The following is a 22,955-nucleotide window of genomic DNA, read 5'->3' on the forward strand; positions in this document are numbered from 1 at the left end:
GTTAAAAATGAGACTAGATGGACTTATAAAACCTCTTAGAGACAGTAAAGAATTTAAAAGTATAATAAGTGATATAGAATCAAGTAAGTTTCCAGTGGGGGTATTTGGACTTTCAGAATCTGCTAGAAGTTATTTGATAGATGGAGTGTTTGAACAATTAGACAAGCCTTTTCTAGTGCTTACACATAGCGATGTAGAGGCTAGAAAGTTATATGAGGATTTATCCTTTTACTCAACACAAGTTTATTATTTTCCAACTAAAGAAGTGGTGTTTTATAACATAGACGCTATATCTGGTGATCTAAGATGGGAAAGGCTTAAGGTAATAAGGGAGATACTCAATAGAGGTAATAAAATAATAGTTACCTCTATTGAGGCTTTGGCATCCAGTTACATTCCAGTAGATTTATATAAAAATTATACATTCAATATTTCTATAGGAGATGCTATAGATTTAGAAAAAATAAGTGAAAAACTTATACAATGTGGATATGAGAGAGTAGAAATTGTAGATGGTAAGGGACAATTTTCTATAAGGGGAGGCATAATGGACTTATATTCACCTATAGCTGTAGAACCTTATAGAATAGAACTTTTCGGGGATGAAGTAGATTCTATTAGAAGCTTTAACTTAGAGTCCCAAAGAAGTATCGAGAAGGTAGAAAGTATTGAGATATTTCCGGCTAAAGAAATGATTTTTGATAGTCATACTATTGAAAAAGGATATGAAGGAATAGAGAAGGATCTAAATATAATAATTGATAAGCTTAAAAAGAGTAAGAATAAAGAAGCTATAGAAAGTATACAAAGCATAATTGGTAGAAATTTAGAATCTTTGAAGGAGAATTGGAACTTTGAAACAATAGATAGTTTTCTACCATATTTTTATGATAAGCCATCTTCTTTTTTAGATTATACTAAAGATTATTTTATAATTATTGATGATGTGCAGAGATGTAAAGGAAAATTGGATAGTGTATATTTTGAATTTGAAGAAAATTACAAAAGTTTCCTTCAGAGAGGCAATATATTACCTAAGCAAATTGAACTTTTATTAAACAGATTAGAGATATTTGAAGCTTTAAAAAAAGAGGAAATTATTACATTGGATTCTATAGCAAAATCAACAAGTTTGCTTCCTCCTAGATCTATAGTGAACTTTTCACAGATTACTTTACATAATTATCAAGGACAGGTGGATTTACTTATAGATGATATAAAAAATAAAAAATCTAGAGGGTTTGGAATAGTTATACTTTCTGGCACAAGACCGAGAGGAGAAAGACTGGTTGATACTTTAAGGGATAGAGAAATAGAAAGCTCATATAAGGATGTAATACATAATATACAACCAGGCGAAGTAATTATAACCTTTGGTAGCCAACTAAAGGGATTTGAATATCCAGATCTGAAGGTTTGTGTTATTTCTGATAAAGAGGTTTTTGGAGAGGCAAAGCGAAAGGCTGTAAATAGAGCAACTAAAAAAGGTGTAAGTAAAATTAAAAGTTTTACAGAATTAAAACCAGGTGATTATGTAGTTCATGTAAATCACGGTATAGGAGTGTATCGTGGTATAAAACAGCTTGATTTACAGGGACATAAGAAGGATTATTTGGAGCTATACTACGACTCAGATGATAAGCTATATGTACCTGTAGAACAGTTGGATATGGTACAAAAATATATAGGTACTGAAGGAAAAACTCCTAAAATAAATAAACTAGGAAGTGGCGAATGGGCTAAGGCAAAAAGAAAGGTAAAAAAATCTATTGAGGCAATAGCTGAAGATTTAGTAAAGCTTTATGCTGTAAGGTCGACCTTAAAAGGTTATAGGTATTCAAAAGATACCGTTTGGCAAAAACAATTTGAGGATGAATTCCCTTATGAAGAAACGCCAGATCAGCTCTCAGCAATAAGTGACATAAAATCTGACATGGAATCTGACAGTGCTATGGATAGATTGTTGTGTGGGGATGTTGGATATGGAAAAACAGAAGTCGCCATAAGAGCTGCCTTTAAAGCAGTTATGGATGGTAAGCAAGTTGCTTTATTAGTACCAACTACAATACTGGCACAACAGCATTATAATAACTTTATGCAAAGATTCTCTGATTTTCCTGTGAGAATAGATATGATAAGTAGGTTTAGAACAACAGCTCAACAGAAGGCCACTATTAAGGCTATAAAGGATGGAGAGGTAGATATACTGATAGGTACCCATAGAATTCTTCAAAAAGATCTTCAGTTTAAAGACTTAGGACTCCTAGTAATTGATGAAGAGCAAAGATTTGGAGTTACTCATAAAGAAAAAATTAAAAATATGAAGAAAAATATAGATGTTTTAACTTTGAGCGCAACACCTATACCTAGAACATTGCACATGTCTCTTGTTGGAGTAAGGGATATAAGTGTTATAGAAACTCCTCCAGAGGAAAGGTATCCGGTGCAAACCTATGTGGTGGAGTATAATGACCAGCTAATAAGAGATGGTATATTAAGGGAACTAAATAGAGGAGGACAGGTTTACTTTGTATATAATAGAGTTGAAAATATTAAAGAGATGGCAGCCTATGTATCAAAGTTAGTACCTGAGGCAAGAGTAGGTGTAGCACATGGTCAGATGCAGGAACGGGAGCTTGAAAATGTAATAGTAGATTTTATGAAAAGAGAGTATGATGTTTTAGTAGCTACAACTATTATAGAAACTGGTATGGATATTCAAAATGTAAACACTATGATAATTCATGATTCAGATAAGATGGGATTATCTCAGCTATATCAGTTAAGAGGACGAGTTGGAAGAACTAATAAAATAGCATATTGTTATTTGACTTACAGAAAGGATAAAGTGTTAACTGAAGTAGCTGAAAAGAGACTTAAAGCAATAAAAGATTTTACGGAACTTGGATCAGGATTTAAAATAGCTTTAAAGGATTTAGAAATAAGAGGAGCTGGCAATATGATGGGGGAGCTCAGCATGGTCATATGTCAGCTATAGGATATGACTTGTATTGTAGAATGCTTGAGGATACTATCAAGCTAGTAAAAGGGGAAATAGATAAAGAACCAGTAGAAACTACAGTAGAATTAAAAGTAGACGCTTACATTCCAGGCAAATACATAAGGGATGAAGTTCAGAAGATAGAGATTTACAAGAAGATTGCAGCAATAGACTCTTATGAAGATATGATGGATATCCAAGAGGAATTGGAAGATAGATTTTCAAGTATACCAGCTTCTGTATATAATCTTATCAATATATCTTATATAAGAAGTATAGGAAAGAAATTAGGAATAGAAGAAATAAAAGAAAGAAAAGATGAAGTGATATTTACATTTGAAAGTCAAGGAAGAATAAATGAAAATGTAATAAAAGGACTATTAAAAGACTATAATAAAAAAGTAGCATTAAAAATATCAGAGAAGCCAGGTTTTGGCTACAAGCTTAAGGATGTAAAAAGGGAAGAACTAATATTAAACATAAAAGAGATGATGGAGTATATGATTAAAATATATGAACAAAAATAACTTTGTAGTAAAAATATTTTTATGTTAAAATTAGTTATGTTACGTAAAAACATTAGAAAAGAGTGGGGGAATAATAGTGAAAAATATAAAAAAACTAATTAGTGCAGCTTTAATAAGTATGTTTGCACTATCTACTGTTGGCTGTAATATGATAGCTAAAACACCAGAGGCTATAGCTAAGAGTTCTGTAGCAATTGTAAATGGAGAAAAAATTACTAGAGCGGATCTAGATAAAAATCCAAATATGATGAGTGTTATAGCTCAGCTTAAGCAGCAGTATGGAGAAAATTACGAGAAGAATGAAGATGCAAAACAAGTTTTAAAAACTCAAAGAGAACAAATTCTAGAGAACATGATAACTGAAAAAGTTGTTGAGCAAAAGGCAAAAGAACTAAAATTACTTCCAGATGAAGCAAAGTTAAAAACTGAAGTTGATAAGCAATACAATGATATTAAAGCACAACAGTTTGGAAATGATGAAACAAAGTTTCAGGAAGCTTTAAAACAACAAAACTTTACTGAACAGTCGTTAAAAGAGTTATTCACAAGTCAGTTAAGAAGTCAGGAAATGTATAAAAACGTTAGTGACAACTTAACGAAAAATATAACAATTGATGATAAAAAGATTCAAGACTATTATAATGCTAATAAAAATCAATATACAGAGAAGCCAAATAAAATACATATAGCTCATATACTAGTTAAAACTGAGGATGAAGCTAAAAAAGCGAAAGATAGACTAGATAAAGGTGAAGATTTTGCAAAGGTTGCTAAGGAAGTTTCAACAGATCCAGGTTCAAAGGATAAAGGTGGAGACTTAGGAACTGTACCTTATGTGGATTCAGGAATGGATGCTACATTTATGGCAGCAGCAATAGCTCTAAAAGAAGGTACTATATCAGCACCAGTTAAAACTCAATTTGGATATCACGTAATAAAGACTATAAAGAAAGAAGAATATCCTGTTAAGAAACTTGATACCGTAAAAGCTGAAATAAAGAAAGAACTTGAAGATAAAGAAAAGCAAAGTGTAGTTTCACAAAAATAGATGAGTGGACAAAGGCGGCGAAGATCGAGAAGAAGCCTAAAAATCTTGAATAAAAAGCAGAAGAGGGTAATACCACAGTATTAATTATATTGTGGTATTACCTTTTTTATTAATTATAAATATTTGCTAATTTAAATAACAATTGTGTATAAAATTTCATATTTAGAAAGATAATATTAACACAAGTGATAATTATATTATGTTTTAGGAGGTAAGACAGGATGAAAGCAACAGGTATTGTTAGACGTATAGACGATTTAGGTAGAGTAGTTATACCAAAGGAGATAAGAAGAACTCTTAGAATAAGGGAAGGAGATCCTCTTGAGATTTTTACTGATAGAGAAGGAGGAGTTATTCTTAAGAAATACTCTCCTATTGGAGAATTAAGTGATTTTTCAAAAGGATATGCAGAATCACTGCAACAAACTATAGGTAATATAGTTTTGATCTGTGACAAAGATAGCATAATATCACTTAGTGGATCAACAAAAAAAGAATATTTGGAAAAGAAAATAAGTAACGAATTGGAAAAGATAATAGAAGAAAGAAAAACTGTTTCCTTCGGAGAAGGAAAAGAAAAACTAATACCTTTATATGATGATGAAGAGGTGGAAGGAAAGTACTCTGCGCAAGTAATTTCACCTATCATAGCAGAAGGAGATGCAATTGGAGCAGTAATAATAGTAGCTAAGGAAGAAGGCACTAAGTTTAATGAGGTAGAAGTTAAATTAGCTGAAACAGCATCCTCTTTCCTTGGAAAACAAATGGAGCAGTAATTAATGGCAGCACAGCTGCCATTTTGCTTTTTTTACACCTATAAAAATTATTGACATTTAAATAAAAAATATTCATTTATAAAGTAATAATGCCCTCAAAGTTTAAATAATTATAGACATAGAAATAAATTAAGTTGAGTATATAAGTTTTAAGGTGAAAAACATTACGAAAAGGTGCTGGGCACCATAGTGATTCGGGGGTATTTTTATGAAAAAACAATCACTTATTAAAGGGACATTTATCCTAGGGGTTGCTGGGATTTTGTCCAAGTTCTTAGGACTATTTTTTAGGTGGCCATTACAAATGCTTATTGGAGATGAAGGTATAGGATACTATCAAATGTCATTTCCACTTTACATGTTTTTTGTGGCAGCAGCTTCGGGAATACCTGTAGCTATATCTAAAATGGTTTCTGAAAGAAATGCTGTAAATGATGATGAAGGTGTAATACTAGTTCTTAGAAAGGCTATGCTCCTAATGATCATAATGGGTACAGGTTTTACTGCTGCACTTCTTATTTTTTCAAGACCAATCATAGACTTTTTAAAATGGGATGTTAAATCATATTTTTCATTGATAGCTATTGCTTTTGCACCTATATTTATATCAATAATGAGTGCTTATAGAGGATTTTTTCAAGGACTTCAAAATATGAATTATACTGCAGTTTCACAAGTAATAGAACAAATCGGAAGAGTGGTAGTAGGTGTTGGACTTGCATACATACTCTTACCTAGAGGAATTGAATATGCGGCTGGTGGAGCAGCTCTTGGTGCAGCAGCAGGGGGCATTTTTGGAGGCGTATATTTGATTATAAAATATGCAAAGGTGAGAAAAGAATTTAAGATAAGAGAAGTTAAGGATAACTTATCAGTATTAAGTAAGCTGCTATACATTGCTGTTCCAGTTTCTTTAGGAGCAGCGGTAAGTAGTATAATGAGTGTTATAGATTCTGCAGTAGTGCCACAAAAACTATTAGAAGCAGGGTTCACATACAAAGAGGCCACAATATTATATGGACAACTTACTGGTAAGGCTTTTATATTAATAAATGTACCTCTTACTTTATCAGCAGCTTTATGTGCTTCTTTAGTACCTATAATTGCTGAGGCATATATATTAAATAGAAAGTTAGAAGTAATAAATAAAGTGGATTTAGCACTTAGGCTTTCAATGGTTATTGGTATACCGTCTTTTTTAGGGCTGTTTAGTCTTGCCTATCCTATTTTAAATTTGATATTTCCTGGTCAATCTGATGGATTTAAGATTTTGCAGTACTCAGCGATATCAATTCCTTTTATAATTATTGCTCAAACTTCAACATCTATTCTTCAAGGGGTGGGACAATATATAATACCTGTTATTAATCTAGCCATTGGGTGCATAATAAAGATAGTTATAACAATGATAATGGTACCAATCAGTAATGTTAATATCTATGGAGCGGTTATAGGTAGTATTGCAGGATATATCATAGCATCAGCTTTAAATATGGCATTATTAAGGAGAAAACTAAAAGTTAAAATAAAGCTATTTGATGTTATGGTAAAACCATTATTCGCTGCACTTATAATGACAATATTGGTTGTAATCACTTACATGAATGTCTATAATTATAGCATGAGCAGCAGAATTGCATGTCTTTTAGCTATATTACTAGGAATAGTTCTATATTCTGTGCTTGTTATTCTATTTGGAATATTTAAGTATAGCTATATAAAAGATAGATTTCTTAAAAGAAAAAGGAGAGGATACTAATGATTAAAATAGTTGGATTAGGTCCAGGAGCAAAGGAAGCGCTTACTTTGGGAACGCTAGAAGTATTGAAGAATGCATCAAAAATTTATTTAAGAACGGAAAAGCATCCTACAGTGGCATATTTAGAGAGTTGTAAAATAGAGTTTGAAACTTATGATAATATTTACGATCAGTCGGAAAGTTTTGATGAAGTTTATAATTCAATTGCAAGGGACTTAATTGATAAGCAAAGGAAATTTGATGATATAGTTTATGCGGTGCCAGGGCATCCTTTGGTTGCGGAAAAGTCTGTAACAATATTGCTTAAGCTTTGTGAAGAAAATGCCATAAAAACTGAAATAGTGACGGCAGTAAGCTTTGTGGACGCGGTAATGGAAAGTTTAAAAATAGACCCTATAGAAGGAATTAAGATAATAGATGCTTTTGATATAAAAAGTCAGGTGTTAGATAAAAGGGTAGGAACTATAATAACCCAAGTATATGATAAATTTATTGCATCAGAGGTTAAACTTGCGCTAATGGAATACTATAAGGATGATACAGAAATATATTTTGTAAGGGCAGCAGGAGTTAAGGGAATGGAGAGTATTAGAAAGATACCTTTATTTGAACTAGACAGACAGGAAGACATAGATTATTTGACATCCCTATATGTTCCTAAGGATTTAGATGGAATAAAAGATTTTTACGATTTGTTAGAAATAATGGGCAAATTAAGATCTGAAAATGGATGTCCTTGGGATAAGGAGCAGACACATGAAAGTTTGAAAAAATATCTTATAGAGGAGAGTTATGAGGTTTTAGAGGCTATAGATGACAAGGATGAAGATAAGATTACAGAAGAGTTAGGGGATGTACTATTACAGATAGTTTTTCATGCTCAGATTGGAGAGGAAGAAGGCTTCTTTAACATAAATGATGTAATAAGGGGAGTTTGTAATAAGATGATAGCTAGGCATCCTCATGTGTTTGGAACAACAAATGCTGACACATCTGAGGAAGTATTAGTAAATTGGGATAAAATAAAGAAAGTAGAACAAGGTTTAAATAGCTATACTGATGAACTTAAACACGTACCAAAAAACTTACCTGCATTAATGAGAGCAGAGAAGGTACAGAAAAAAGCTGCTAAAGTTGGGTTTGACTGGCACAAAGTTGAATGTGCATTAGATAAAGTTTTAGAAGAATATTATGAAGTAAAGAATGTATATAAAGGAAAAAATAGGGCAAAAATATTAGAAGAAATAGGAGATTTGATATTTGCTTCCGTAAATGTTGCAAGATTCCTTGACATTGACCCTGAATTTGCATTAAATTATACTATAGAGAAATTTATAAAGCGTTTTGCATACATAGAAGAAAGTGGTAAATCCAAAGGAGTTAATATGGAAAATATGACTCTAGATCAAATGGATAAACTTTGGGAGGAAGCTAAAAATAAATAATTTTAGTTTTTGGATGCAAAAAACATAAAAAAAGAAGGATTTTCTCAAAAAGTGCAGAATATGCTAGTATGCTACTGTGTAAGCATACACAATATTAAGGAGGTAAAAAAGGTGAATAAGTCAGAATTAATCGCAAGTATATCAGAAAAATCAAAGTTAACTAAAAAAGATGCAGAAGCAGTTTTAAAGGCGTTTATAGAAAGTGTTGAAGAAACACTTGAAAAGGGAGATAAGGTTCAATTAGTTGGATTTGGAACATTTGAGACTAGAAAAAGAGCTGCAAGAGTAGGAAGAAATCCAAGAACAAAAGAAGAAATAACTATACCAGAATCAACAGTTCCAGTATTTAAAGCTGGTAAAGAATTTAAAGATAAAGTAAATAAGTAATTATTTTCAAAAAACCTGGGTGTAAATCTAGGTTTTTTGTTTTAATTGATTGTTTTTGAAGGCTTAAATTGGTAAAGTTTCGCTTCATAAGCAATTTGGTAATATGTCAAGAACAAAATGAAAAGAAAATCAAATGATTTCTTTAAAAATGGGTAACCTTAATAAACATACAGTCCAATGAGAAAGTATGTTCGTATAATTTATATAGATTAATCTACTCTATTTGAAGAGTAGAGCTGATTTTTAGCCAGCAATCCAAAAATCATACGAATAAGTTTACGAGATGTTAGCGCGAGTGCTCGTTTGTGCTGATGTGTAGTTACTTCAGCAAATTTCTTCTGATAGAACTCTTGATATTCAGGAATATGGCAAACAACACTTCCTGCAGCTTCTATGAGATAATAGCGTAAATAACGGTTACCAGCTTTGTTCATAGGTGTATTTTCAGCTTTAAAACCTCCAGATTGATTTTCTTTCCACACGATGCCAGCGTATTTAGCAATAGCATCATTACTAGGAAATGCATGCACACTTCCTAATTCAGCAAGAATGCCACTGGAGTAAACAGGGCCAAAACCAGGAATAGACATTAATATTTTGTATTCCACAGGATTCATTCCCATAACAGCTTTTTCAATGGCTTTGTTAATACCTTTAAGTTCTTTATCAAAAGCCTGAATACAGTTGAAAGAACAAGCAATAGAGGTTGTTAATGGCTCATACAAACATTTATCAAGACGGTATGAATTACGTGCAGCTTGCTGCAAAATTTCAGCAGTCATCTGAGGATTAGAAATCCTTTTCCGACTTTTTCTATTGACGAAGTCAACAAGTTCTTCAATTGATGTATTTGCAATATCTTCGGAAGATAGAAATTCAGTAAGTATTGAAGATGCGGTAGCACCGTATTTATTAGAAAAAGGATGATCTTCTCCCTGTAATAATGCAAATTCGCTGAACTTAAGAAATACATTGGATAACATGTAAGTTTTTTCTCTAGTTAAGCATTCAACAATATGAAGTCTGTGCCTTGTAAGTCTTTGCAGAGCAAGATATTGAGAACCACGCCAAGGTTCAATATGAATTCTGCCAACTCTTGCAAAGTCAGCAATAACAAAAGAGTCAATGCCATCATTTTTATCAAGAGAATTAAAGGATTCTTTGTAGTTAGCAACTTCCTTAGGATTCAAGCAGTAAACATAAGGTTTGTAAGTCATAAGTTTTTCACTAGCAGATAAAAAATTGGCTATATGTACTCCATAAAAGGAAGTAGATTCTAAGCCGATTATAACAGCTTTAAAAGTATTGTTTTCTAAAACCTTAACAAGCATGGATTCAAGTTGCTCTGCACCAAATTGCGTATTAGGAACAGGTTTCATCTTAATCAAGAATTCCTGTTCAAAATTAATAGCAGAGACAACATTTTGTCTCGCACCAATATCGATACCAACAAATAGAGTTGATAAGTAATCTAATTTCTTCATGAAATCACCACCTTTCAAAAATAATGAGGAAATTAGAAAGGATTATCCTAATCCAAAGTACTAACTGCAACCTCGCGTAATTAGCATTCATCCAGACGCAAAACCTTGCTGGTGGCTGCGAAAGGAGATGCAACATTTGTGTAAGCAGAATATGATACTTTGGTCAGGCTGCAAGCTTTACAGGCAATAACACAATGTGTTTTGCAGGAGGAATACAGCAGTAACCTTCGCTAAAGTTCCGTTATGACTATTTTAGCATTAGAAAATCCTTTAATAAATAGTAGGTTAAAACAGTATAGATCGGAAAGTATAAGAATCAGCAATACTGAATTGGGAGAATCCCCACTAGAAAAATTGAGATGCTTTCTTAATCTATACAAAATATAAAAAATAAATAAGTTTATAGGCAGTAAATAACTGCTATAAACTTATTATACGAGGAGGATTTATTATGAGATTAGACAAATATCTTAAGGTATCAAGGATAATAAAAAGAAGAACTGTAGCAAAGGAAGCATGTGAAGGAGGCAGAGTTAGCATAAATGGCAAGGTAGCAAAGCCGGGTACTGATGTTAGAGAAGGAGATATAATAGAGATTCAATATGCTAGCAAATCTTTAAAGGCTAAAATTATAAATATAGCTGAGCACGTAACGAAAGAAAATGCTCAAGGAATGTACGATATTATTTCAGGGGAAGAAGATAAAGAGTAAATAAAGGAATTACATAAGTCTCTAGCCATATTGGCTAGAGACTAAATTTTTGTATTGGACTCGTTAGTATCAGGATAAATTATAAACTAGGCTTTCCTTTTGTAATATCAATATAACTTCTAGCATATATTAATTACAAGTGGAGGGGATGTTATGGAGAAAAAAGAAATAAAGATAGATGAAAAGAAAAGTACACTAAGTCTTGAAAGCAGAAAAAAGTTAATATTAAATGGAGTCATTGAAGTAGTAAGCTTCAATGAAGAACAAATTGTACTTAATACTAATTTAGGAGCTCTAAATATCAAGGGTGTTGGTCTTAAGATGAATAAATTAGATGTACAGAATGGAGATGTGATTATAATTGGCACTATAAATTCTTGCACATATACTAACAATGAAATAAAAAAACAAAAACAAAGTTTAATATCAAAATTATTTAAGTAGAGGTTACTATGGTTATTTCAATAAGTCAACAATTCTGGTTGGTAGTATTTAGTATAACTGCAGGGATAATAACAGGAGTGTTATTTGATTCATATAGATTAATAAGGGGATTTAGTAATGTCAATAAAGTTATAGTATTTATAGAAGATACACTATTTTGGGTTTTTACAGCAATAGTGGTATTTGCATTCCTAGTATATGAAAATTATGCTTACATAGGTATGTATGTATACATGTGTATCGCTATAGGTGTGTATTTGTATATAAGAGTATTTAGTAAATTTTATATAAGTTCTCAATATAAGATTCTAAAGTTCCTAGGAAAAATCGCGAGAGTGGCTAAAAACTGGATATTATACCCTTTTCAGTTTATAATTTATACTTTTAAAAGAAAAAATAAAGGAAATTATAAAAAATAACTTGAAGAAAATTGAAAATCAAATTAAAATATAAATATGGTATTAATAAATATATTCGCCTAGAGGAAAATGGTGATTATACATGAAGAAAAAGATTAAAGGAAAAAACATTATATTTGCTTTTCTACTATGTTATGTTTGTTATATATTTATAAACCAACAGATTACTATGCATAAAATAAAAGATGACATTGCTAATAAAAAAATAGAAGAGCAAAACCTTAAAGAAAAAAATAAGAAATTACAGGATGAAGTTAAGATGTCTAAAACAGATATGTATATAGAGAAACTAGCTAGAGAAAGATTAGGTCTTACTAAACAAGGTGAGACTCCTGTAATAGATACTAAAAATTAATATCTAGTTTGTAATTTTAAATTTATATAAACATTATTTTTATTAAGGAGGAGTCTTTTTAATATGACCTTAAAGGCAGGAAGCATACTAGAGGGTACAGTAGTTAACATTACTAGTTTTGGAGCTTTTGTAGATATTGATGGTAAAACAGGTTTAGTTCACATATCAGAGGTATCAGATACTTATGTAAAAAACATAAGAGATCATTTAAAAGAAAAAGACAAAGTAAAAGTTAAAGTGATTTCAGTAGATGAAAATGGTAAAATAAGCTTATCTATAAAACAAGCAATGCCAGAAAGAAAAACTGTAAAACCAGTAGAAATTGATTGGCAAAAAGAAAAGGGTAAGCAACCTCAAGGAAATTTCGAAGACAGATTGTCTAAATTTCTGAAGGATAGTGAAGAAAGGTTTCAAGATCTGAAAAAACATCAGGAATCTAGAGGTAGAGGATATAAAAGAACTTCAGGTTATTAGAATATAGAGAGGCTAATCTTAGCCTCTTTTATATTATTTCTTTGATTCTACTAGCAATATACCTTTTAAAATAAAAAAGTTTTAAAAAGTAGTTGACAGTTGCAAAATCATGATATATAATTGATTATGTTGTCAGGTTAGACAACTTTAAAACAAATGCTGGAGTGGCGGAACTGGCAGACGCACAGGACTTAAAATCCTGCGGGCTTTAAAACCCGTACCGGTTCGATTCCGGTCTTCAGCACCAATATCGCGGGGTGGAGCAGTTGGTAGCTCGTCGGGCTCATAACCCGAAGGTCGTAGGTTCAAGTCCTGCCTCCGCAACCAATTTAATAACGTGGCGGAATAGCTCAGCTGGCTAGAGCATTCGGTTCATACCCGAAGTGTCGTAGGTTCAAGTCCTATTTCCGCTACCATATAAACCTTATTTATTGCCAAATGCTGGAGTGGCGGAACTGGCAGACGCACAGGACTTAAAATCCTGCGGGCTTTAAAACCCGTACCGGTTCGATTCCGGTCTTCAGCACCAATATCGCGGGATGGAGCAGTTGGTAGCTCGTCGGGCTCATAACCCGAAGGTCGTAGGTTCAAGTCCTACTTCCGCAACCAATTTAACAAATTAGTAACAAACAATATCGCGGGGTGGAGCAGTTGGTAGCTCGTCGGGCTCATAACCCGAAGGTCGTAGGTTCAAGTCCTGCCTCCGCAACCAATTTAATAATATGGCGGAATAGCTCAGCTGGCTAGAGCATTCGGTTCATACCCGAAGTGTCGTAGGTTCAAGTCCTATTTCCGCTACCATATATATGAATAACTTGTGATTTTATCACAAGTTATTTTTTTATCTTGAGAAATACATTAAAATTCAAAATTTAAGCTGATTAAGAAGATATATATAGTATGATGTTGAAATTTAATAACAATACCTATTATGTGACATTGAAAGTAATGAGATTTACTTTTTTTAACCTTAATTGTCTAAAAGAAATGTTAAGCAAAAAACTTAGAACTAAATGTCCTAAAAAAAATAAATATTCATATCACCTTATGACATTTATTTCCAAATACGCTTGCTATAATAGAGAAAGAATTCTATAAGGTGGGTGGTATGTAATGCAATATGGGGTGGAACTATTTCCGTACCAAAGAGTAAAAGAAATAAAGACAGAAGAGGAAAAGCAGAGGTTTGAAGATTTACCAATGTTATTTATGATGGTCACTTACTTCTTAGCAGGGCTTCTTGTGGGGAGAGTGCTTATGGTAAATCTTATGGCTCCATTTGGAGTAGCCTTCTTAATTGCTGTAATATCTTGTGAAGAAGGAAAAGTACCATTAGTAGCAGGGTGTGGTACCCTTTTAGGTTATATTTCTCTTTACAATAATGTAAGGTATTTGCCAATGTATTTTGTAGTAACTGGTACATTGATAATAGTAACTTACGTAGTAAAGAATATAGAGAAAAAGAAGAGATTGCTATTAGTATTCGCTACAGTTTTTTTGGAGATTTTGTTCTATAAGTTATTAATTGTTAACGTTTCGATAGGAGTAGCTTTTGTAAATTCTTTTTTTGAAGTTACATGTATCTTCCCATTATATTTTATTATTAATTATTCTATAATATGCTTTAAAGAATTAAAAACTAGACATTTATATAGCAGTGAGGAAGTAATTAGTATGGCTATAACAGTCTCTTTGGTTATCGCTGGTACTTGGGGGACAAGCATTTATGGAGTCTCGATAAGAAACATCATAGCACTAGCATTTGTACTTGTGGTTGGGTATGTTAAGGGAAGTTCTGCTGGTGCAGCGTCGGGTATAGCTATGGGAACCATAATAGGGATAACCTCAAATGATATGATTATATTTGTGGGGGTATATGGGTTATGTGGACTTGTATCTGGAATATTTAAAGAAACTGGAAAAATAATGAGCGGTATATCGTATTTGGTAGCTTTTGCAGTATTAAAGATGTATTCGGATATAGGAGTTCAGTTTAAGGTTATAGAAGTAATTATAAGTTGTATGGTATTTGTTGTAGTACCCCAAAAAATCTATAGAAAGTTAGAATTAGAATTAGACTGGCAGAAAAAACAAGAGCATCTTAGGGAAAACTATGCGGAAAAGATTAAAGAAATATTAGTAGATAAGTTAAACAGTTTTACCAGTGTTCTTAAAAATATGTCAGAAACACTAGGAAAGCTAGCGGATAATGACAAACTTACTATGAAAAACAAAAGCAGTGCTTTAATAGAAAATCTTGCGGACAGAGTTTGTTCAAATTGTGATATGCAGTCAATGTGTTGGAAGAGAGAAAGCTTTTATACTTATAGCGCATTTGGTGAGCTAATACAGAACTATCAAGAAAAGAAAAAGGACATACCAAAGGAACTTGAACGAAAATGCACAAAAAGGTATGCTCTTAATAAAATTACAGAGGAAATTGTTAATAATCATATAATCAATGAAATGTGGAGAAACAGATTAAGTGAATGTAGAGAACTTTTATCACAACAAATAAATAATATGGGTAACTCTATATCAGAAATAGTAGAAGAGTTTAATATGGATATAAATTTTAATGCTGATGTAGAAAACAATATAAGGAGAATACTGAATAAAAATAATATACAATATAGAGATGTATTTTGTTTTAACAATAAAAATAATAGACTTGTAATAAAGTTATCTATGGAAGCTTGCGGTGGCAAACAATTATGTATAAAGGAGATTTTGCCTTTGATTAACAAGACAACAGGGAAGTGCATGTGTGTAAGTGATGAAGGTTGTAACATAGACACTTTAATGAAATGCTGCAATGTAACCTTTGAAGAAACACCTAAGTATCATGTGGCTACTTATGTAGGTGGAAGTTGTAAAGAAGGCGAAAAGTGTAATGGAGACAGTTATAGTTTTAGTAAGTTATCAGATGGAACTTATATGACAATTATTAGTGATGGAATGGGGTCAGGTCCTCAAGCTGATCGAGAAAGTAGTGCTGCAGTAGAGCTTATCGAAAACTTTGCCAAGGCAGGCTTTAATAAACTTACAGCTATAAATACGGTGAACTCTATAATGACAATTAAGTTCTCTCAAGATGAAAAATTCTCTACTTTAGATTTAAGCAGTATAGATTTATATGAAGGAGAAATAGATTTCATGAAAGTGGGTGCGGTCGCTAGTTTTATAAAGAGAGGAGAAGATGTTGAGGTAATAAACTCTAAAACTTTACCTATAGGTATTTTGGATAATCCTGATATTGATATAACAAAAAAGAAAATTAAAAATGGAGATTTTATAATAATGTTAAGTGATGGAGTTTTAGATTATGAAAGTGAAGAGGCTGGTAAAGTTGATTGGATTGTGGAATTTCTGAAGAATTCAAAACATAATGATGCAAAAGAATTATGTGAAGACATTATAAAAAAGGCCAAAGAATTGAGTGGAGGTAAGGTAAAGGATGATATGACTGTAGTGGTGGAAAAGGTATATAGCTTATATTAGCTTAAAACAAAAATTAAATATGCATTCCTGATGATTACCCTATCTAATACTTCAAGCTTCTCTAAATCGTACTTTATAAGTAAGTACGTCTCTAGATTCCTTCAAGCAAGAATCAGATGGGATTTAAAATCCCATCTGATTTGAATTTCTTTTTATATGTGTATTTAATTTTGTAGATTCTTATGTTATGTTTTGTGTATAATAGTAAATTGTCATAGTATTAACTCTACATAACCGATATAATTATGATATAATAATGTATTATATTGTTGCTAAAATAAACTACTTTAGGAAGTGTTTGATTTGATAGACAGTGCGTTAAAAACCATAATAGAGAATAATATGTTTCATAAAGGAGACAGGGTAATAGTTGCTGTTTCTGGAGGTCCGGATTCTATAGCGCTTTTACATGTATTATATAAGCTGAAAGAAGAATTACATATAAGTCTTTATGTAGCTCACATAAATCATGGGTTAAGAGGAATAGAATCGGATAAGGATGAAGAATATGTGGGAAAGGTTTGTAAAGATTTAAACATAGAATTTAGAAGTAAAAAAGTAGACATAAATGAAATATCTAGGCTTAGAAATATGTCTTCTGAAAGTGCAGGTAGAGAAGTCAGATATGAATTTTTTAAGGAATTAGTGAAGAGATTTTCTGCTCAAAAAGTAGCAATTGCACACAATGCTAATGATCAAGCTGAAACAATTCTTATGAGAATTATGAGAGGAACGGGGATGGATGGCCTAATTGGAATAAGACCGGTAAGAGATGATATTTTTGTAAGACCCTTAATAAATTGCACCAGAGATGAGATAGAGCAATATTGTTTAGAAAATAAACTTAATCCTAGAATAGATAAAACAAATTTAGAAGCTATATATTCTAGGAACAAGGTGAGACTACAGTTAATACCTTATATACAGGAGAATTTTAATAAGGATATTATACAGGGTTTAAATAGATTATCTGATACTATAAAGATAGATAATGATTATATAGAAGCAATTTCTAAAGAAAAATATAAAAAATATTGTGACACTAATGAGGAAAAGGTTATAATATCTAAGGAAGCTTTTTGGGAACATCAATCAATAATCACAAGAATTATAAGATTAGCTATTCAGAATCTAGTGGGAAACCTATATAACTTCGAAAGGATTCATATTTACGATATAATACGCATACAAAGATGTTCTACAGGTAAAGAATTAAATCTTCCAGGCAATGTATACAGTATAAATAACTACGGTGACATAGTTATTACTAGAGATAAAAAACAAAATATAAAAGCAAGATCTGAAGAATATATATTATGTAATGGGGTAAATGTAATTGAAGATGCTAATATAAAAGTCAGTATTAGAGTAATTAACATGGAAGAAAAAACAGATTTCAAACATAATAAGTGGATTAAATACTTTGATTACGATAAAATAAAAGGAGATATAACTCTAAGGTTTAGAAGAGATGGAGATAGATTTACGCCTTTAGGTATGAGTGGAAGTAAAAAATTAAAAGATTTATTTATAGACTTAAAGATACCTAAGGAAGAAAGAAATGAGATTCCTCTTATTTGTTTTGGCGCAAGTATAGCTTGGATTACCGGATATAGAGTAAGTGAAATTTTTAAAGTTGATGAAAATACTAAAAATATTTTAGAAGTAAAAATTGAAAGAGAGGAATTTTAGTATGAGCAGCATGAGAGAAGATGTTAAAGAGGTATTGTTTTCAGAAGACCAACTAAGAGAAAAGATTAGAGAAATAGGGGAACAAATTAGTAGAGATTATAAAGATAAGGATTTACTACTTGTAGGAATATTAAAGGGGTCGGTTCCTTTTATGGCTGACTTATTAAAGGAAATAACAATTCCTTGTATTATGGATTTTATGGCAGTATCAAGCTATGGGAATTCTTCAAAAACATCTGGAGTTGTTAGGATACTGAAGGATTTGGACTTTGAAATAGAAAACAAACACGTATTAATAGTGGAAGACATAATAGATTCAGGAATAACGTTATCTTACTTAACAGATTATTTAAGGGGAAGAGGTGCAGAAAGTATAGAAATAGCAGCACTTTTAAATAAACCAGAAGGTAGGAAGGTTGAAATAAGTGCTAAATACATAGGTTTTGGGGTTCCCGATGAGTTTTTGGTTGGATATGGATTAGATTATGCAGAAAAGTATAGAAATTTACCTTATATAGGTATTTTGAAGGAGGAAGTTTATAAATAATTAATGGTAAATTTATTGTAAAGGAATTTTCCTTATGATACAATTTTACAATATAAAACTAGAAAGAGAGGGGGGCCTGTAATGAAAAAATTTTCAAGTGCAACGGCCTGGGTTATAGTATTTGTATTAGTAATACTTGCAGCTTTAATGCTTGTAAGAACTAACGAAAGTTCAACAGCTATTAGTTTTAATCAATTCCAAAAATATTGGATAGATAACAATATAAAAAGTTTTCAGGTAAGGGAAGATAAGATGACTATAGATGGTACTCTAAAGGATGGTACACGGTATGAAACAGTGGTTCCATCTGAAAGATTGTTTCAATTTATAGGAGATCATCCAAAGAACGGAGATGTTCAGGAGGTTTATGTTAAGCCTGCAACAGTTCCTATGTGGATACAATACTTACCTACAGTACTTTTAATACTTATGCTTGTAGCATTTTGGTTTATGTTTATGCAGCAATCTCAAGGCGGCGGTGGAAACCGAAATGTTATGAATTTTGGTAAAAGTAGGGCTAAAATGGCGACGCCGGATAAGAAAAAGGTTACTTTTGAGGATGTTGCGGGAGCTGATGAAGAAAAAGCTGAATTAGCAGAGATAGTAGATTTCTTAAAACAACCAAAGAGATATATTGAGATGGGGGCTAGAATCCCGAAAGGAGTTCTACTTGTAGGGCCACCTGGAACAGGTAAGACTCTTCTTGCTAAAGCTATAGCGGGAGAAGCTGGAGTTCCTTTTTTCAGCATATCAGGTTCAGACTTTGTTGAGATGTTTGTTGGTGTTGGTGCTTCCAGAGTTAGAGACTTATTTGATCAAGCAAAGAAGAATTCTCCGTGTATTATATTTATAGATGAAATAGATGCTGTAGGAAGGCAAAGAGGAGCGGGACTTGGCGGTGGTCATGATGAAAGGGAGCAAACTTTAAATCAGTTGCTAGTTGAAATGGATGGGTTTGGAGCTAATGAAGGGATAATAATGATAGCGGCAACTAATAGGCCAGATATATTAGATCCAGCGCTTTTAAGACCGGGAAGATTTGATAGGCAAATATTGGTTGGAGCTCCAGATGTTAAAGGAAGAGAAGAAATTCTTAAAGTTCATTCAAAAAATAAACCTTTAGCAGAAGAAGTTAAGATGAATATCCTTGCAAAAAGAACTCCAGGATTTACGGGGGCTGATCTTGAAAACTTAATGAATGAATCTGCACTTTTAGCAGTTAGAAAGAGTAAGAATTTAATAGGAATGGAAGAGCTTGAAGAAGCCGTAACTAGAGTAATAGCGGGACCTGAAAAGAAAAGCAGAGTTATTGCAGAAGAAGATAGAAGACTTACTGCGTATCACGAAGCTGGTCACGCTGTAGTTATGAAATTGCTGCCTACTGCAGATCCTGTTCATCAAATAAGTATCATACCAAGAGGGATGGCAGGAGGATATACAATGCATCTTCCAGAAAAGGATACTGCATATATGTCTAAGACTAAACTAGAGGATGAAATAGTTGGACTTCTTGGAGGAAGAGTTGCTGAAAAACTTATAATAGGAGACATAAGTACTGGAGCTAAGAATGATATAGATAGAGCAACAACTATTGCAAGAAAAATGGTTATGGATTATGGAATGAGTGGCCTAGGTCCGATAGCCTTTGGATCAGGGCATGATGAAGTCTTCTTAGGGAGAGATTTAGGTAAAGGTAGAAACTTCAGTGAGGAAGTTGCTTTTGAAATTGATAAAGAAATAAGGAAGTTTATTGATGAAGGCTATAAAGAGGCAGAAACACTTCTTTCTGACAATTTAACAAAGCTTCATGCAGTAGCGAAAGCTCTTCTTGAAAAAGAAAAACTTGAAGCGAATGAATTTGAAGAAATATTTAATCAAGCATAATAGTTATGTACAATGAATAGAGGCAAAATTGCCTCTATTTTTATTTTGTGAAATATATGTTAAAAATTTCATAAAAATGATATAATTAAAATGTATGTCTAGATCAAATTTTTTTAAATTAAAATTTAAGTGAAATGAGATGATTATATGGAGTTTAATGTAAGAGAAGGCATGACAGCGGCCATGGAAATATATGTAACCGAAAATGATACAGCAATCAAGCTAGGTTCGGGAAATTTAAGAGTACTAGCTACACCGGCTATGATAGCGCTTATGGAAAATACATCAAAAAGCAGTGTAGATTTACACCTTCCTTTTGGCTATACTACCGTTGGGATAGATCTAAATATAAAGCATATTAAGGCTTCAACTGTTGGGATGAAAATAAGATGTGAAGCTCATTTAATAAAAGTTGAAGATAAAAAGCTTTTTTTTAAGGTTCAAGCATGGGACGAAACAGGAAAAATCGGAGAAGGAAATCATACTAGATACATAGTAAATAGCGAAGAGTTTATGAAAAAGATACAATTATAACTTACATAGAAGGACCTTATCTTGACAAACAGAATTAAATTGATAAAATTAAATTGATAATAATATGGGTATACTATAGGGCAGCCTTAAAGCTGCCCTATAATTATGTAATATAAATTATAAATGATTTATGTTTTAAGGAAGGCGGTGTGTTGAGTGATTTTAGTTATAGATGTAGGAAATACAAATATTGTGTTAGGAGTTTATGAAAGTGAGGAACTTATTGCAAGTTGGAGGCTATCAACAGATTCAAAAAGAACAGCAGATGAATATGGAATACAGGTAATACAATTATTTTTACAAGATAAGTTAGATCCTGCAGATGTAGAAGGGGTTATAATTTCTTCAGTAGTACCTAATATCATGTATTCATTAGAACATATGATAAAAAAGTACTTTGAGGTTAACCCTATAGTAGTAGGGCCAGGAGTGAAAACAGGAATAAATATAAAGTATGATAATCCTAAAGAGGTTGGTGCAGACAGAATAGTTAACGCTGTTGCAGCTCATGAACTTTATAAAGGATCTCTCATTATTATAGATTTTGGTACAGCAACAACTTTCTGCGCAGTAACTTCTAGAGGGGATTACTTAGGAGGTACTATTTCCCCGGGAATTAAAATATCCTCTGAAGCTCTATTTGAGAGAGCTGCTAAGTTGCCAAGAATTGAACTTATAAAGCCGGCGGCAGTTATATGCAAAAATACTGTTTCAAGTATGCAAGCGGGGATAGTCTATGGATACATAGGTCAAGTAGATTACATAGTTAATAAAATGAGAAAAGAACTAATGGAACTTGGAGAGCAGGAGCCTACAATTATTGCGACAGGAGGACTAGCGAAACTTATTAGTGAAGAATCTAGATTTGTTGATAAAATAGATCCTATATTGACATTAAAGGGTCTTAGAATAATTTATGAAAAAAATAAAGAGCAGGTGTTGTAATGAAAATAAGGGATTTAGAGTTCAAAAACAATGTGTTTTTAGCTCCTATGGCAGGCGTTACTGACATAGCTTTTAGAGGACTGTGCAAAGAGATGGGATGTGGGCTTGTTTATACTGAGATGGTAAGTGCAAAGGCGTTATTTCATGGAAGTAAAAATACAAAAGACATGTTGGCTATTTCCAAAGAGGAAAGCCCAGTAGCAGTCCAAATATTTGGTAATGATCCTTTTGTAATGGCTAAGTCCTGCGATTTATTCAATTATGATAAAGATATATGTATTGTGGATATTAATATGGGATGTCCTGCGCCTAAAATAGTTAAAAATGGAGAAGGGTCAGCTCTAATGAAAAGTCCTAAGTTAGCCGCAGAAATAGTAAAGGAAGTGAAGAAAGCGTCAGTAAAACCTATAACTGCAAAGTTTAGAAAAGGCTTTGATTCAAATAGCATTAATGCAGTAGAATTTGCAAAGGAATTAGAGCAGGCAGGAGTTGATGCTATAACAATTCATGGAAGAACTCGTGAACAGATGTATCATGGTAAAGCTGATTGGGATATAATAAGACTGATTAAGGAGGCTGTTAGCATTCCTGTTATAGGAAATGGAGATATAGTTACTTGTGAGGATGCTGTTCGCCTTTTTGAAATTTCAGGATGTGATGGAATAATGATAGGTAGAGGTGCTATGGGTAATCCCTGGATATTTAGACAAATAAAACAAAAGCTAAGTGATGAACAGGTGACTTATCCAACACCAGAAGAAAGAATTGATTTATGTATAAAGCATTACGAAAGAGCTATTTATTATAGTGGTGAAAGTATAGCTTTAAGAGAAATGAGAAAAAATATAGGCTGGTATATCAAAGGGTTAAGTGCGAACAAAGAGATAAAAGATAAAATTAACTATGAAAAAGAAAGTGAAAATGCAATTAAAATTTTACATGACTATAAAGAATATTTAAATAATACATATCAATAAACTGTATGTAATTTTTAGAGAAAAGATAGAATACAATAATAACG

At 32.3% G+C, this 22,955-nt stretch carries 17 protein-coding genes, 7 tRNA genes and 2 pseudogenes; 25 read left to right on the forward strand and 1 reads right to left on the reverse strand.

The features are described from left to right. Positions 1-7 precede the first annotated feature (7 nt). From mfd to CLMAG_RS00625, 6 genes and pseudogenes are all read left to right on the forward strand, one after another. Positions 8-3,528, forward strand: a pseudogene (mfd, locus tag CLMAG_RS00600) (transcription-repair coupling factor). Positions 3,529-3,604: 76 nt separating this feature from the next. Next, a pseudogene (locus CLMAG_RS00605) lies at positions 3,605-4,629 on the forward strand (peptidylprolyl isomerase). Positions 4,630-4,797: 168 nt separating this feature from the next. Then, complete coding sequence (spoVT, locus tag CLMAG_RS00610) at positions 4,798-5,352, forward strand: stage V sporulation protein T (RefSeq protein WP_066616495.1); 555 nt, start codon at positions 4,798-4,800, stop codon at positions 5,350-5,352. A gap of 208 nt (positions 5,353-5,560) precedes the next feature. Further along, entirely contained in the window at positions 5,561-7,111 is a 1,551-nt protein-coding gene (locus CLMAG_RS00615) for a putative polysaccharide biosynthesis protein (RefSeq protein WP_066616498.1), read from the forward strand. Then, entirely contained in the window at positions 7,111-8,556 is a 1,446-nt protein-coding gene (gene yabN / locus CLMAG_RS00620) for a bifunctional methyltransferase/pyrophosphohydrolase YabN (RefSeq protein WP_066616503.1), read from the forward strand. The genes CLMAG_RS00615 and yabN overlap by 1 nt, the downstream gene beginning before the upstream one ends. Before the next feature lie 60 nt (positions 8,557-8,616). Then, entirely contained in the window at positions 8,617-8,943 is a 327-nt protein-coding gene (locus CLMAG_RS00625; protein WP_161486943.1) for an HU family DNA-binding protein, read from the forward strand. A 209-nt stretch (positions 8,944-9,152) separates the two neighbouring features. On the opposite strand, the gene CLMAG_RS00630 is transcribed toward CLMAG_RS00625, so the two are convergent. Continuing rightward, positions 9,153-10,427 carry an IS110 family RNA-guided transposase gene (locus CLMAG_RS00630; RefSeq protein ID WP_066616512.1) on the reverse strand — a complete coding sequence of 425 codons (1,275 nt, stop codon included), beginning with the start codon at positions 10,425-10,427 and terminating at the stop codon, positions 9,153-9,155. Positions 10,428-10,878: 451 nt separating this feature from the next. Here CLMAG_RS00630 and CLMAG_RS00635 point away from each other — a divergent pair, with 451 nt between their 5' ends. The 19 genes from CLMAG_RS00635 to dusB all read left to right on the forward strand — a co-directional run bounded on the left by CLMAG_RS00635 (position 10,879) and on the right by dusB (position 22,911). Continuing rightward, the gene (locus CLMAG_RS00635) at positions 10,879-11,139 is read left to right on the forward strand and encodes an RNA-binding S4 domain-containing protein (protein WP_066616517.1); all 261 of its coding nucleotides are present in this window, start codon (positions 10,879-10,881) and stop codon (positions 11,137-11,139) included. A 153-nt stretch (positions 11,140-11,292) separates the two neighbouring features. Beyond that, entirely contained in the window at positions 11,293-11,583 is a 291-nt protein-coding gene (yabP, locus tag CLMAG_RS00640; protein ID WP_066616523.1) for a sporulation protein YabP, read from the forward strand. Between the two features lie 8 nt (positions 11,584-11,591). Further along, positions 11,592-12,002 carry a spore cortex biosynthesis protein YabQ gene (gene yabQ, locus CLMAG_RS00645; protein ID WP_066616525.1) on the forward strand — a complete coding sequence of 137 codons (411 nt, stop codon included), beginning with the start codon at positions 11,592-11,594 and terminating at the stop codon, positions 12,000-12,002. Between the two features lie 82 nt (positions 12,003-12,084). Further along, positions 12,085-12,357 carry an FtsB family cell division protein gene (locus tag CLMAG_RS00650; RefSeq protein ID WP_066616527.1) on the forward strand — a complete coding sequence of 91 codons (273 nt, stop codon included), beginning with the start codon at positions 12,085-12,087 and terminating at the stop codon, positions 12,355-12,357. A 63-nt stretch (positions 12,358-12,420) separates the two neighbouring features. Next, positions 12,421-12,831 (forward strand): S1 domain-containing RNA-binding protein, encoded by a 411-nt coding sequence (locus CLMAG_RS00655; RefSeq protein WP_066616539.1) that lies wholly within the window; start codon positions 12,421-12,423, stop codon positions 12,829-12,831. Between the two features lie 158 nt (positions 12,832-12,989). Then, a tRNA-Leu gene (locus CLMAG_RS00660) sits at positions 12,990-13,078 on the forward strand. A 4-nt stretch (positions 13,079-13,082) separates the two neighbouring features. Continuing rightward, positions 13,083-13,158, forward strand: a tRNA-Met gene (locus CLMAG_RS31435). A 12-nt stretch (positions 13,159-13,170) separates the two neighbouring features. Beyond that, positions 13,171-13,247, forward strand: a tRNA-Met gene (locus CLMAG_RS00670). A gap of 24 nt (positions 13,248-13,271) precedes the next feature. Further along, positions 13,272-13,360 (forward strand) — tRNA-Leu (locus CLMAG_RS00675). 4 nt (positions 13,361-13,364) lie between these two features. Then, a tRNA-Met gene (locus tag CLMAG_RS00680) sits at positions 13,365-13,440 on the forward strand. A 27-nt stretch (positions 13,441-13,467) separates the two neighbouring features. Beyond that, positions 13,468-13,543: transfer RNA gene (locus tag CLMAG_RS00685), tRNA-Met, on the forward strand. A 12-nt stretch (positions 13,544-13,555) separates the two neighbouring features. Next, a tRNA-Met gene (locus CLMAG_RS00690) sits at positions 13,556-13,632 on the forward strand. Between the two features lie 312 nt (positions 13,633-13,944). Beyond that, positions 13,945-16,332, forward strand: a complete 2,388-nt coding sequence (gene spoIIE, locus CLMAG_RS00695; protein WP_066616541.1) for a stage II sporulation protein E — start codon at positions 13,945-13,947, stop codon at positions 16,330-16,332. A 303-nt stretch (positions 16,333-16,635) separates the two neighbouring features. Then, the gene (gene tilS, locus CLMAG_RS00700; RefSeq protein ID WP_066616544.1) at positions 16,636-18,024 is read left to right on the forward strand and encodes a tRNA lysidine(34) synthetase TilS; all 1,389 of its coding nucleotides are present in this window, start codon (positions 16,636-16,638) and stop codon (positions 18,022-18,024) included. A 1-nt stretch (position 18,025) separates the two neighbouring features. Continuing rightward, positions 18,026-18,571 carry a hypoxanthine phosphoribosyltransferase gene (hpt, locus tag CLMAG_RS00705; RefSeq protein WP_066616546.1) on the forward strand — a complete coding sequence of 182 codons (546 nt, stop codon included), beginning with the start codon at positions 18,026-18,028 and terminating at the stop codon, positions 18,569-18,571. Positions 18,572-18,652: 81 nt separating this feature from the next. Then, on the forward strand, positions 18,653-20,455 hold the full coding sequence (ftsH, locus tag CLMAG_RS00710) for an ATP-dependent zinc metalloprotease FtsH (RefSeq protein WP_066616549.1): 1,803 nt from the start codon (positions 18,653-18,655) through the stop codon (positions 20,453-20,455). A 147-nt stretch (positions 20,456-20,602) separates the two neighbouring features. Next, positions 20,603-20,989 carry a thioesterase family protein gene (locus tag CLMAG_RS00715; protein WP_066616551.1) on the forward strand — a complete coding sequence of 129 codons (387 nt, stop codon included), beginning with the start codon at positions 20,603-20,605 and terminating at the stop codon, positions 20,987-20,989. A gap of 156 nt (positions 20,990-21,145) precedes the next feature. Next, positions 21,146-21,934, forward strand: coding sequence for a type III pantothenate kinase (locus tag CLMAG_RS00720; RefSeq protein WP_066616553.1), 789 nt, complete (start codon positions 21,146-21,148; stop codon positions 21,932-21,934). Then, positions 21,934-22,911 carry a tRNA dihydrouridine synthase DusB gene (gene dusB / locus CLMAG_RS00725; RefSeq protein WP_066616555.1) on the forward strand — a complete coding sequence of 326 codons (978 nt, stop codon included), beginning with the start codon at positions 21,934-21,936 and terminating at the stop codon, positions 22,909-22,911. The genes CLMAG_RS00720 and dusB overlap by 1 nt, the downstream gene beginning before the upstream one ends. The last annotated feature ends 44 nt before the right edge of the window (positions 22,912-22,955 follow it).

It is taken from the genome of Clostridium magnum DSM 2767, from assembly GCF_001623875.1.
Taxonomy (GTDB): Bacteria; Bacillota; Clostridia; order Clostridiales; family Clostridiaceae; genus Clostridium_AM; species Clostridium_AM magnum.